At 53.7% G+C, this 12,451-nt stretch carries 10 protein-coding genes; 4 read left to right on the forward strand and 6 right to left on the reverse strand.

Annotated elements, in window-relative coordinates:
* The first annotated feature begins 2 nt into the window (after positions 1-2).
* Positions 3-1,073 (forward strand): zinc-binding dehydrogenase, encoded by a 1,071-nt coding sequence (locus tag A9753_RS03860; protein ID WP_245637355.1) that lies wholly within the window; start codon positions 3-5, stop codon positions 1,071-1,073.
* 174 nt (positions 1,074-1,247) lie between these two features.
* On the opposite strand, the gene A9753_RS03865 is transcribed toward A9753_RS03860, so the two are convergent.
* From A9753_RS03865 to A9753_RS03890, 6 genes are all read right to left on the reverse strand, one after another.
* Positions 1,248-2,522: an alpha/beta hydrolase fold domain-containing protein gene (locus A9753_RS03865; RefSeq protein ID WP_067780645.1), complete on the reverse strand. Its 1,275-nt coding sequence runs from the start codon at positions 2,520-2,522 to the stop codon at positions 1,248-1,250.
* Positions 2,523-2,578: 56 nt separating this feature from the next.
* Positions 2,579-3,190, reverse strand: coding sequence for an endonuclease III domain-containing protein (locus A9753_RS03870; protein ID WP_067780648.1), 612 nt, complete (start codon positions 3,188-3,190; stop codon positions 2,579-2,581).
* 23 nt (positions 3,191-3,213) lie between these two features.
* Positions 3,214-4,137 (reverse strand): oxygen-dependent tRNA uridine(34) hydroxylase TrhO, encoded by a 924-nt coding sequence (trhO, locus tag A9753_RS03875; protein WP_067780651.1) that lies wholly within the window; start codon positions 4,135-4,137, stop codon positions 3,214-3,216.
* A 140-nt stretch (positions 4,138-4,277) separates the two neighbouring features.
* Positions 4,278-5,651 carry a DNA (cytosine-5-)-methyltransferase gene (dcm, locus tag A9753_RS03880; RefSeq protein WP_245637356.1) on the reverse strand — a complete coding sequence of 458 codons (1,374 nt, stop codon included), beginning with the start codon at positions 5,649-5,651 and terminating at the stop codon, positions 4,278-4,280.
* Between the two features lie 11 nt (positions 5,652-5,662).
* Positions 5,663-6,829: a hypothetical protein gene (locus A9753_RS03885; RefSeq protein WP_067780654.1), complete on the reverse strand. Its 1,167-nt coding sequence runs from the start codon at positions 6,827-6,829 to the stop codon at positions 5,663-5,665.
* Positions 6,830-6,989: 160 nt separating this feature from the next.
* Positions 6,990-9,167, reverse strand: coding sequence for a glucose PTS transporter subunit IIA (locus A9753_RS03890; protein WP_067780658.1), 2,178 nt, complete (start codon positions 9,165-9,167; stop codon positions 6,990-6,992).
* Positions 9,168-9,611: 444 nt separating this feature from the next.
* Here A9753_RS03890 and A9753_RS03895 point away from each other — a divergent pair, with 444 nt between their 5' ends.
* From A9753_RS03895 to A9753_RS03905, 3 genes are all read left to right on the forward strand, one after another.
* On the forward strand, positions 9,612-10,214 hold the full coding sequence (locus A9753_RS03895; RefSeq protein ID WP_083090283.1) for a hypothetical protein: 603 nt from the start codon (positions 9,612-9,614) through the stop codon (positions 10,212-10,214).
* A gap of 53 nt (positions 10,215-10,267) precedes the next feature.
* Positions 10,268-11,926 (forward strand): ABC-F family ATP-binding cassette domain-containing protein, encoded by a 1,659-nt coding sequence (locus A9753_RS03900; protein WP_067780660.1) that lies wholly within the window; start codon positions 10,268-10,270, stop codon positions 11,924-11,926.
* Positions 11,927-12,038: 112 nt separating this feature from the next.
* On the forward strand, positions 12,039-12,416 hold the full coding sequence (locus A9753_RS03905) for a HesB/IscA family protein (RefSeq protein ID WP_067780662.1): 378 nt from the start codon (positions 12,039-12,041) through the stop codon (positions 12,414-12,416).
* The last annotated feature ends 35 nt before the right edge of the window (positions 12,417-12,451 follow it).

Raw genomic sequence — 12,451 nt, forward strand, 5'->3', positions numbered from 1 at the left:
CGATGACTACTCAAACATCTGTCTGTGCCCAACCGGAGGAGACAACTATGCGTGGTGTGGTGATCCACGGACCTAGTGATGTTCGAGTTCAAGACCGTCCTATCCCTCAGATTATTGAGCCTACCGATGCCATCGTGCGTGTGGTGGCTGCATGTATTTGTGGTTCAGATTTGTGGCGCTACCGTGGAATCAATGAGGTTGATAAACCCACCCCGATGGGACACGAATATGTTGGGGTCATTACTGAACTTGGTGATGATGTGGCACGGGAAGGAAAACTTCATATCGGTCAGTTTGTAATTGGCGGATTTACCACCAGTTGTGGACATTGTGCAGCATGCTCTATTGGCCAATACGTGGCTTGTGAGCGCATGACCAGATATGACGGTTGTCAAGCTCAGTACGTTCGTGTGCCTAATGCTCCAGGAACATTGGTGGGTTTAGATCAATCCCCTGAGCGCGAGCAGATCCCGCACTTGTTGACGTTATCAGACGTGATGGGGACCGGATGGCACGCAGCGGTGAGCGCACGTGTAGAACCCGGTCACACTACAGTGGTTGTGGGTGACGGTGCAGTAGGCTTATGTGGTGTCATTGCGGCACGGCAGATGGGTGCGCAGCGTGTCATCATCATGAGTCGTCACCCGCAGCGTGCGGAACTCGCTCAGCGTTTTGGTGCCACGGACGTTATTGCTGAACGTGGAGCAGAAGGTGCAGCGAAAGTCGCTGAGCTAACTAATGGACTTGGTGCTGATTCAGTCCTTGAATGCGTGGGCACTCATGAATCGGTGGATCAGGCCTTGCAGTGTGCTCGCTCTGGTGCTTTGGTCGGATGGGTGGGGCTGCCTCACATTCAGCAGATCAACCAGGAGCATATGTTTTGGCGGGGGGTAGGTATTGCTGGAGGTATCGCTCCCGTACGTGCCTACCTTCCACATCTTCTTGACTTGGTCATGGAAGGTCAGATTGAGCCTGGATTGGTCTTTGATGATCAGCGCCCTTTGGAGGATGCCGCTGATGGCTACCGCGCCATGGATGAGCGCGAAAGCATTAAGACGCTCCTGTGGATATAAGAAAATACCCGAATAGGTTTAAGCCAACACGCCATACTGAGATGAATAGTGAAACGGGAAAATGGAGGTTGAAAGAGTAGTAGTCGTTTGATTACTGCTCGGCATTCCCCGGGGCTTGAGTGTTGATATGCGGAAGGCGCTGTGGTGACAATTCCCCACACTTCGTGGCGCTACTTACTTTGCAGCAAAAATGTGAGCGATAAGATCACGGGCCTGCATGGCTTCTGGAATCGGAAGAACGGGGAAGATGTGGTTCATTAACGGGTATTCGTAGATGGTCACATCAGCCCGGACATTTTCTGAGTCCTCGCGTGGGCCATCACCGATGAGGTGAGCACATTCGCCGGGGCTGGGCAGAGGTTTAATCTCGGGGGAATCAGTGTGAGCACCGCGGACTACGTAGCATTCGGCGTCGGTACGCCGGGCTAGGGCGCGCGTATCCGCTAGCAGAGTTTCATGCGTGCCCACAAGAATCGTCATGGGAGGCAAATCGTTCCATTGGCCAAAGAGGGGACTGACTAGTGGATCACGAACATCACGATCGCCTGACCAACTGTCACCGGCAACAATGCCTGCATTGAGATCGATCATTGGGTCATCGCCTTCGAGAGTCTGAATCTCTGGTAGCGTCATTGACACATCAAGCCAGGGTGACAGCATGACGACCTTTGACGGGCCGGGAAGATCCTGATTCCTGCACTGCTGGGCGACAATGGCACACATGCCACCGCCGGCTGAATCACCCATGAGGTCAATAGGCTGGTCATATTCATGATGAAGTTCTTGGTACAGGCTCATCACGCAATCGATGCATTCACTGGCGCCATGTTCAGGAGCAAGCGGATAGATTGGCATATAGAACTTGCGGCCAGTCAGTCCCACCATATCCACCACAAAACTTACGTGGTAGGAGGTAGGACGGTGAATGTAGGCCCCACCGTGGAGGTAGAGAACAGGATGGCGTTTATCGGAACTGGGGACGTTTTTGGGCTCGAATTCGAAGACAGGAATGCCGCAGCGTTCCGTTTCTGTAATTCGCACATCTTTGAAGAATCGACGACGTGCGGGATCCAGCGCCCGTGACAGGGGCTTGGGAAGAACGAATAGTTTGTTACTCAATCCCACTGCGTGGGGAAGGATTGCTTCAGCACTGGTAGTGCTTTCGAAGACCACCTTGCTGCGCCACATCAATCCCTCCAACAAAGAAGCTCGCACTGAGCGTCCCTGTTTACCAGACAAGAATGAGGCAACGGTAAGGGTGGTTCCTGCTAGCGCTGCAGCACCGGAGAGTGCACCACCCATTGCTGCTTGTTGCCAAGACAATCCCAAAGCCTGGGAAGGAGACTTTGTCGAGGAAGCACACTTTGTGTTCGAGAGAGTCTTCGCTGCGTTCTTCAATGACGTGCTGCTCAAAGAAATTCGTGGTGAACGAGAAGAAGAAATAGCCACACCAGGTCCTTTCCAAATTCTAAACTCAGCATACCTGGGTAATGGGGAGGAAATAGCTAGTGGCTCTTTCCATACTCCACGATTAATCCATGGAGCATTCCGAAGTCATCGCTATTTAACGAGCATTCTTCCACGGCGGGAGCAATGGCCTTGCGGAATGACTCGTACCCCTTAGGAACGTCATAGTCACGCGCCTGGAAGAGTCTACGGGCATACATGTCAGCGATGAAGACTCGGCGATGAAAGACGTATAGCAGAATGTCATCAGCAGTTTCTGGTCCCACACCGCGGACACTGAGTAGGCTTGAGCGAAGACGATCATCATTCCATGAGGCAGCTTCACTGTATTCATCAATGCCGTAATCCAGAACCCAGGTGGAAATAGCCCTAAGGTAGGTGGCTTTTTTATTTGGGTATCCGGCGGGGCGGATGAACTCAGCAAGATCAAGCCCTGCGTAGGCGATGCTTTCGGGATCCATCATTCTTGCATGTTTGAGACGATAAAGAGCCGACTTAACGTTTTCCCAGCGTGTGTTTTGGGTCAGAATCGCGCCAATGACAATTTCAAAGTCACTGTCTGCAGGCCACCATGATGTAGGGCCACAGATTTCAAGAAGTTCATCGAAGACCTCTTCGAGGTCCACATACTGAAGGTCGGAATCAACCATCGTGATGAGGCATCGTGAGGTTGTTAGACAGCCGCGGGGGCATGAACGTCTGAGCAGTTATCGCAGTAGCGATTGTTTTCCTTGGCGAAGCAGTCATCACAGATGAGCGTTTGTTTGCGGCATTCAAGATTTGCACAGTTACGGAAGTCATTGGTGGGGGATTCACAGTGAACGCACCGCCCGATGACCTTGGCATCTTCTGTGAACTCCATGTGCATGCGGCGGTCGAAGACGTATAAGGAGCCTTCCCACAGGCCACTATCGCCGAATTTTTCACCGTAGCGGACGATTCCACCATCTAATTGATAGACCTCGTTGAAACCACGCTTTTTCATCAGGGAACTGAGTACTTCACAGCGGATACCGCCGGTGCAGTACGTGACAACAGGCTTGTTCTTCAGATCGTCGTATTTGCCAGATTCGAGTTCTTTGATGAAATCGTGTGTGGTGGTCACGTCGGGGACGATGGCGTCTTTGAAATGGCCGATTTGGGCTTCCATCGCATTGCGTCCGTCGAAGAAGACTACTTCCTCACCACGTTCTTCCATAAGTTCATGGAGTTGTTCGGGCTTGAGGTGAACGCCGCCGCCAACCACTCCATGTTCATCAACGGACAGTTCATCGGGGGCCCCAAAGGAGACAATTTCCTTGCGTACTTTAACGCTGAGGCGGGGGAAGTCCTCGGCTCCCCCTTTGGACCATTTGAATTCCATGTCTTTGAATGCGGGGAAGGCCCGAGTGCGGCGTACATACTCCTTGCAAGCGGCCAGGGAGCCACCTACGGTGCCGTTAATGCCATGTTCGGAGATGAGGATGCGTCCTTTGAGGTTAAGCATTTCGCACAGGGTGCGCTGCCAGAACATCACGGCTTGAGGATCCTCGAGAGGAGCGAATCCGTAGTAGAGAAGAATGCGGCTTTCGGCGTAATCATTTGCGGAGTAACCCATGAACGTCAGTATAGGCGTACCAGAGATGAACCCACTGTTGAAAGACTATGCCGAGTGCCGCATTGCCATGCTTTATGAGTTCCTGCTCTCGCAGTGTGCGCTCGAAGAACTAGCAGGAACCATGAGAAGCAGCGGAGCAGTTAGTGAGGGAGTAACCGCTGATCTGGTGAAGGCGGAGCATCCTCGATGCACGCAAGAATGGCTCGTCCTGACTCCGTGGTGGCAAGAATGGCTTCATCCCTGCGGCAGTGTTCAATGATCACATTCCACACTGCACCAATATTGACGCCATTACCTAACTGCTTGTATGTCGCTGGAGAGCCTTGGGGCCCAAAATCAAACCAGTCAGGCAGCCCTTGGAGACGGGCTGTTTCACGCGGAGCAAGTCGGCGGCGTTTGGGGCCCACGATGGAGGTCTGTGTAATGGCTACGAGAGCAGGTACATAGGTGGGTGGCTTCACCCGTACCCCAGAAGGACGCAATTGAATGAGTGCGTCCCATAGGGATGGCGTTAGACCTGCTTGCCATTCCAGTTTTCTCCGCGAGGGAGGGAAGGAATTCACATCATGGGCAGCCATCCAAGACCGGCACATCTCTTCATTAGCAGTGAACAGTGCAGCATTTTTCTTCAGGAAGTTCATTTTCCAAGCAGGCACATCATCGCATTGACCAGCATTAATCATGTCGCGGAGATCATCCTCAGTGCGCCAGTGATCTACCCAGATGGGGAACCCCGGAAGGCGAACACCGGGATTGAGGCTGCGGTAGGAGGCAACCCAATTGTCCCACGCATCAATCCATGAGATTTCATCTCTACTTAACTCGCAACCGCCTACATGGTCATCATCAAGAAGAATATCTGCGATGTTCCATGTGTGTGGATCGAAACTATCGATGACTTGCTTGGAGGTAAACACCGGTTCGGGGTGATTAGGAAGTACCCCAGTGGGGTCGTAGGTAGCGGTGATGAAAACACGCTCGCGTACTTGCGGGCGCCCACCGCGCTCAGGGGGTAATTGATGAGGTGAAAGGATCGCTGGTGTATCAGCAACGCGATAATGTTCTGCCCTTAACTGCTTGATAATCACATCCCATTCATGGCGATGACGTGGGCCAGCGAGGTTACGAACATTTTCAAGAATAAGAACTTGGGGATGATGAGCGCGAACAACTTCCATGATGTGGAAGAACAGAGTTCCGCGTGCTTCATCCATACCTCGCTGAGCGCCAGATTTAGAAAACGGCTGGCAGGGAAAACCTGCGCATAGTACGTCCACTGGAGGAATATGTGCAGTGACGTCATTGGTGTGTTTAGTAATGTCCCCGAGAGGATTCATATGCCAATTTCGTTCGTATACCTTGGCTGCCGCATCATCAATTTCTACGGCATAGGTGCACTTGCCCCCGAGAGCAGTCAGTGCTGCATGGAATCCACCGATTCCAGCGAAGAGATCGGCGAAGGTGAACTGAGCAGGCATAGGCATAGCTTCGCATACACGCGCAGAGGTTGTCATATTCATTGTGCTCATGCGTTGTGATTACTCGACTGGAAAGTAGAGAAAAGATCGTCAGGATGAGAGACGTTTTCACCGAGTATGACGATGGGTGAAGCCTGGTTCACAGTGTCCAGCGCCACGTGCGGATCCATCAGTTGATGGGTGGCAACACGGAATCCGTGTTGGCGGGCACGTCCCATATGAAGGTTGAACTTTGGTTCGCGAACAGCTCCACTTTGCTGACGTCCTTGATGGAACGTGGTGAGTACACCTAGTTCCTGGGCGCGAGCAAAGGAATCCTCACCAACAAAAGCAAAGGCCTCCAGGACTGTAGGAATAAAGTGCACTTTTAACTTTCTTGATCGCCCAGACAAACTGGTGGATTTGACTCGTAAAGCAGGGACAGGATCAGTAATCTGACGCTGAGGATCGGCAACGAAGGCCTTCCTCCAAGCCTTGAAAGATTCATGTGCCTTAAACACCGCTAAACCGTTTAACACAATGAAACCGATGCCCTGGTAATCAGTAACACATTGGCGCATGGCACCCTGGTCATTGAGGGGAGTAGGTGCTGTGAAAATGCCATCACTGAGTTCTTCTGACCACTGCATGCCTAGCGGCATATCGTCAATGGATTCGGCATGCGTTTTTAGATCCCAGACCAACTGCCGTGCGTAATCGAAGTGAGTGTTGTCAATCATCACATCGCGCGAACCAGGTAAGGCCTGCAAGATAGGGAGAGCCTTATGCTCAAAAAAGAAACCAGGCCATTCGGTTTGTCTCCACTGAGATGAACCCTCACGGTACATCTGAGCAATACACTGGCGGCCATCCCAGGACGTAGATAACTCACTGGCAAGGCATTGAAGGATCATCGTGGCTTCTGCGTGAACACGTTCGCCATACGAGGCGCGAACAATGCCTTGTTCTTGCTGCTGGGCGGACCATGAGCGAAGGGCTAACAATATCGCTGACAGTGCTTTAGCCGTGACTGTCTGGCCACGAGAAACGAACTCATTGCTCCATGCAATACCGAAGTGATCGCAAATGATGCGAACCAATTCGTGTTTTGTGGATGAGACATTAGCATCAATGTCACAAGCACGAACCACACTGAGCAGAACGGACTTCTTTTCTGTACTACCAGGACCTACATCTTCACGAGGAGAACCTGTAAGGTCATAAATTTCATGCACAAGACCGTTCTTTGTCCCCGGCAGGGGAGTAGTACCCGTGTTCTGATCATTTGCGCCTACTGACATGGGGTCAGTTTACGAAGGATTGATGACATCTATGACAGATGAGGTGGGGCCGTGCGCTAATGCGCACGGCCCCACCTCATCAATACGTCAAGATTTACATCTTGGCAGTGATAGCGATCAGAGGATCTCCAGCGCTCACATCACCTTCGGCAACATAATCAACAGATTCAAACTTGTCAGTGTTCGTGATGACTACGGGGGTGACAAGCGGGTAGCCGGCTGCTTCAACAACAGCGCGATCCACCACGACGAGAGTCTGGCCCTCAACAACGTGATCGCCTTGGCTGACGCGAACGTCGAAACCTTCGCCGCCCAACTTCACGGTATCCAGTCCCACGTGAATGAGTATTTCCACACCACTATCGAGCTCAATGCCAAAGGCATGGCCGGAAGCCGGAGCGGTCACAACCTTGCCAGCAGCAGGAGCCTTAACCTCAATGTGCTCGGCGGGATCTACGCCGGCTCCCTTACCCAAAAGGCCACCTGCGAATACGGCGTCGGGAACCTCATCCAAAGGCATAGACATGCCGGATAAGGGGCTACCGATCACAGTGGTGGCACCGGGGACAAAAGCGGAAAGAACGGCGGATTCATCAGCACTGTCACCATTAGCAGAATCGCAAGCATCAGCGGCAGGTGCCACAGCGGCCTCGGAAACGTTGTGAGCGGACTCAACGGCAGCACTCTTAGCAGCGGACTCGGCAGCAATCTTAGCGGCGTGTGCCAGGTCAGCAGCGTGCATCTCAGCCTTCTGCTCAGGGGTGCGGTAATCGAAGATGATGACCAGGAACATGGCAGTGAGGAATGCCGCGAGAATGGCTACGCCGTAAAGCCACATCGGATCAAACACCGGGATGGTGAACAGGGAGGTGAAGGCAAAGATCTTGGTAGTTACGCCATTAGCAACTTCACCGTTGGATCCCACAGTCTGGGATCCCAGGCCAGCCATGGAGGCAAGACCAATTACTAGACCGCCCACGAAACAGCCGGGAAGCATGCGCTTGTAAGCGTTCTTGTAACGCAGGTGAATACCGTAGAGCGAAGGCTCGGAAATACCACCGAACAGACCAGCAGCAAGAGCGCCGGTAGCGGTCTGACGCATCAGGTAGTTCTTGTCGCGAATGGACAGAACAAGAACACCGGCGGTAGCGCCGAAACAAGCAAAGTTCCATGCACCCATGGGGCCCTGGATGAAGTCGTAACCGAGGGAAGAAATGTTGGCGAGCATGAGGGCGTTAAGAGGCCAGTGCAAGCCGAGCGGCACGAGGAAGGGGTAGAGCATGGGGATGAGGATGGCGAAGAAAATCGGTGCATTGGAGTTAAGCCACGCCAAGCCGGTGCCCAGGCCGGTGCCCAGCCAGATACCGAGGGGACCAATGAGGAATGCGGTCACGGGGATCATGACGAGCATGGAGAAGAAAGGAACGAACACCATCTGGACGTTGTCGGGGACAACCTTGACAAGGAAGCGGTAAACAATCGCCAAAATCGCCACCATGATGAGTGGGACGAACACCTGACCGCCATAGTCATTGAGCTGCATAGGTAGGCCGAAGATATCTGCCTTGCATGCGGTGGTGCCTAGGGTTTCGTTGGTTGTGCAGACAACCTGGTGAGCCTTCTGGAAACGGTCATTGGTGGACAGTGAGAGGAACTCAGGGGTCATCACTGCACCCATGACGGTGGCGCCCAGCCAGGGATCAATCTTCAGCGTCTTGGAGGCGTTGTAGGCCACCATGATGGGCAGGAAGTAGAAGACGGCGCGCCACATGGCGTCAACGAAGACCCATCCTGCGCTCTTGTCACCGCGGAAATCGACAATGTGGAATGCGTCGAGAACGGCAGTGAAGGCGATGATGAGAGAGGCGCCAAGGAGCACACCCAGCAGAGGGCGGAAAGAGTTCGAGAGATACTCGAAGAAGGCATCAACGTAGGCATTCTTGCCGCGTGCCTTAGCGCGTGCTGCTGCCTTTACATCAGCATCACTGGTGCCTGAGGTGGCAGTCCCGCCCTGATTCTTCATTTCGGGCAGGTCCATGATGGCGTTGTAGACATTGGCCACGGTGGCGCCAATGATGATCTGGTAGCGATCGCCGGACTGGGGAACTGCACCCAAAACGCCGGGGATGGCTTCGACGGCGGCCTGGTCGATGACTGAAGCATCCTTCAGTTCAAAGCGTAGGCGCGTTGCACAGTGCGTGAAGTGCAAGATGTTATCCGCGCCACCGACAGCCTTCAGGATGTCAGGGGCGGTGCTTGTGGTTGTTGCCACAGTGCTCTCCGATCGTGCTCCCGTCAATCGTGAAGGCGAGCAGCGCCGCGCACGTGTCATGACTGACGAGGGTCGTGTGTTTTCTCAGGTCCTTCATGGACTCCATCATTTAGGCTACCGGCTCTGCTCTGTTGTGAACACACGCACCTTTTCGTGGTGTTTGACTTGATGAAACGCAAAAATGAGGAAGTTTTTAGGATTCTGTGAGCGCTTCTGGTGGTTTGCTGTCGCCATTCTTCAGATGATGGTGACTAATGTTCGACTTCTATGGTTTTTGGGTGGGTGGAGGGTCTTCATGGTATCTCTCACATTTTGCTCATTTCCCACAGGGTAGAGTGTTAGCGCCACGGTGTGAGCACTCCACAAACTTGTCTGAGAAGTCACTGATGATGCCGCACGGTAGAGGAGTTCCTTCCTCTTTGATTACGTGCGAAACGAGGCATCATGACATCAACTAACCTGCTGAGCGAGACTGATAGCGCCAAGCGCGGCCATGACGCTATTGATCTCTATGGCCACCGAGGGTGGAGTGCGCGTTGTCATGTCTGGTCCCTCCTTGAAGACAATGTGGACTACCAGCGTCTTTCGCTTAGTCCTACTTCGCTATGGGACAACGAAATCTGGGGTGCACAGGCTCCTAGCATTGATTACGTCCCTTTTTCTTTTATCGACGCCGCGCAAGCACGAGAACTCCACTCTCTTATGCCGGCTCAGGCTCTTGGTGACCGTCAGAACAATGCCCCAACCCTTACGTTTTTACTTCGAGCATGCATGGACAGTGAAGATACGGTCTACCTCAGTGGTTATGGCATCGGTCCTCAGCGCAGCGATGAACGCATCAGTATTGAAGCCCTCTGGACAGACCACCCTGCACTTAGTAAATTCACCGTGCTCGCATCGCATGTGCCCGCATGTGAGTGTCAACAACTATGGGAGGCCATTAGTGCCATCTTCCACCTCAATGCACTGGCTGCACCTGACGAAGTGCACCGCATGAATCATCCTCACGATCCTGAACGTGAAGGGTGGTGGATATGGTGGGACTAGTGGTGATGAGAGGCTGATAGCCGCTATTTGGTAAAGGGCCGTAGCATAGGGGCGTGATTAACGTCCAAAACCTCACGATGCGTATTGGTGCCCGCCAACTCGTTGCCGATGCCTCCTTCCGCGTGGACTCATCCATGCGGGTGGGACTCGTCGGTCGAAACGGTGCAGGCAAAACAACAATGACCAAACTGTTGGCAGCCAACGCCGTAGCCCAAGGCACGTCACTGGCTGTGGAGGACGCTGATCAGACTCACGGACTCGATGCCGTGGAACATGCAGGCATCATCTCCTGCTCTGGATCCGTGGGTTACCTTCCGCAGGACACTAAAGTCGGTAATCTTGAAGAAAAGGCTCGTGACCGTATTCTTTCCGCACGAGGAATTGATCAACTCATCGCCCGCATCGCGAAGGCAGAACAAAAAATTGCTGAAACTGAAGGTGATGCTCAGGCGAAGGCTCTTGATCGTTACACCCGCCTCGACCATGAATTCACCATGGCTGGTGGGTATGCGGCCGCCTCGCAAGCCGCGCGCATCGCTGCTGCACTAGGGCTGCCTGACCGTATTCTTGACCAGCCCATCGGTACCCTCTCAGGTGGTCAGCGTCGTCGCGTAGAACTGGCCCGCGTGCTCTTCCAGCAGCCCGATACCCTTCTTCTCGATGAGCCCACCAACCACTTGGACCACGATTCGATCCTTTGGCTTCGTGACCACTTACGTACCTATGCTGGCGGATTCATCGTCATCAGCCACGACGTCGAACTTCTTCGCGACACCGTCAATCAAGTGATGTACCTCGATGCCTCCCGTGGCGTACTCGACGTGTACCACATGGGTTGGGATGCCTACATCAAACAGCGCGCTGATGATGAGCACCGTCGTCGCCGTGAACGTGCCAACGCAGAAAAGAAAGCCGCCGCGCTGCGCGCCCAGGGCGAAAAGATGCGAGCTAAAGCAACGAAGGCCGTGGCTGCTCAGCAGATGCTCAAACGTGCTGAAAAACTCGTCGAAAACCTTGAAGAGATCGGCACTGTCGAGAAGGTGGCAAATCTTCGTTTCCCCGATCCTGCGCCGTGCGGCAAGGTGCCCCTGCGTGGAGAAAACCTCAGCAAAGCCTTCGGCAGCCTGGAGGTATTCGCCGGTGTGGACCTCGCCATTGACCGTGGTGCTCGCGTAGTCATCCTCGGTCTCAATGGTGCTGGTAAAACCACCCTCTTGCGCATCCTTGGCGGAGTGCAAGAACCCGATAGCGGCGAAGTAGTCCCCGGCCACGGCCTGAAAATCGGATACTACGCCCAGGAACATGAAACCATCGATACCACGCGTACTGTGGTCGAAAACCTCCGCTCGGCTGCCCCTGATATGGATGACACTGAGGTCCGCAAGGTCCTGGGGTCCTTCTTGTTCAGTGGCGATGATGCCAATAAGCCAGCACACGTTCTCTCCGGTGGAGAAAAAACGCGACTGGCTCTTGCTCTGCTTGTGGTCTCCAGCGCCAACGTATTGCTTCTCGATGAGCCCACGAACAACCTTGACCCTGCAAGTCGCGAAGAAATCTTGAAAGCACTCGGCACCTACACCGGCGCTGTTGTACTGGTGACCCACGATGAGGGAGCAGTGGAAGCACTCAATCCTGACCGTGTTCTGCTGCTGCCCGATGGAGATGAAGATCTCTGGAGTGAGGAGTACCTCGAACTGGTCACACTAGCGTGAATGCTCTCACTGGAGGGATTGAATTGAACACGCGTAAGGTTAACTAGAGGTAGAAAGTTCGCTTGATTGCCGAGCCCTACTGATAAACATTGTTGATTGAGGAGAACACCCAATGACTCAGCAGACTGACGAGACCACCCAGGCACCCAGCCACGAGGTGATCCTTACTCCCGTGGCAGCAACCAAGGTGGCCAGCCTCCTCGAACAGGAAGGCCGTGACGACCTGCGTCTGCGTGTCGCTGTTCAGCCCGGTGGTTGCTCTGGTCTTGTCTACCAGCTCTACTTCGACGAGCGCACCCTCGATGGCGATGCCATCCGCGCCTTCGAAGCAGAAAACGGTTCCAGCGTTGAGGTCGTTGTGGACCGCATGAGCGTTCCTTACCTCGCCGGCGCCACCATTGACTTCGCTGACTCCATCGAGAAGCAAGGCTTCACCATTGATAACCCGAACGCCACTGGCACTTGCGCCTGCGGCGAGTCCTTCCACTAAGCCTCACACCGTATTTCTCACCCTCCCTGCCCCCC

This window comes from Actinomyces vulturis, assembly GCF_001687305.1.
GTDB classification, from domain to species: Bacteria; Actinomycetota; Actinomycetes; order Actinomycetales; family Actinomycetaceae; genus Actinomyces; species Actinomyces vulturis.

Excerpts from the sequence above, each read along its gene's own strand:
- A9753_RS03860 (WP_245637355.1), top strand. The coding sequence starts at position 3 with ATGACTACTCAAACATCTGTCTGTGCCCAACCGGAGGAGACAACTATG.
- A9753_RS03870 (WP_067780648.1), bottom strand. The coding sequence starts at position 3,190 with ATGGTTGATTCCGACCTTCAGTATGTGGACCTCGAAGAGGTCTTCGAT.
- trhO (WP_067780651.1), bottom strand. The coding sequence starts at position 4,137 with ATGGGTTACTCCGCAAATGATTACGCCGAAAGCCGCATTCTTCTCTAC.
- dcm (WP_245637356.1), bottom strand. The coding sequence starts at position 5,651 with ATGACAACCTCTGCGCGTGTATGCGAAGCTATGCCTATGCCTGCTCAG.
- A9753_RS03895 (WP_083090283.1), top strand. The coding sequence starts at position 9,612 with ATGACATCAACTAACCTGCTGAGCGAGACTGATAGCGCCAAGCGCGGC.
- A9753_RS03905 (WP_067780662.1), top strand. The coding sequence starts at position 12,039 with ATGACTCAGCAGACTGACGAGACCACCCAGGCACCCAGCCACGAGGTG.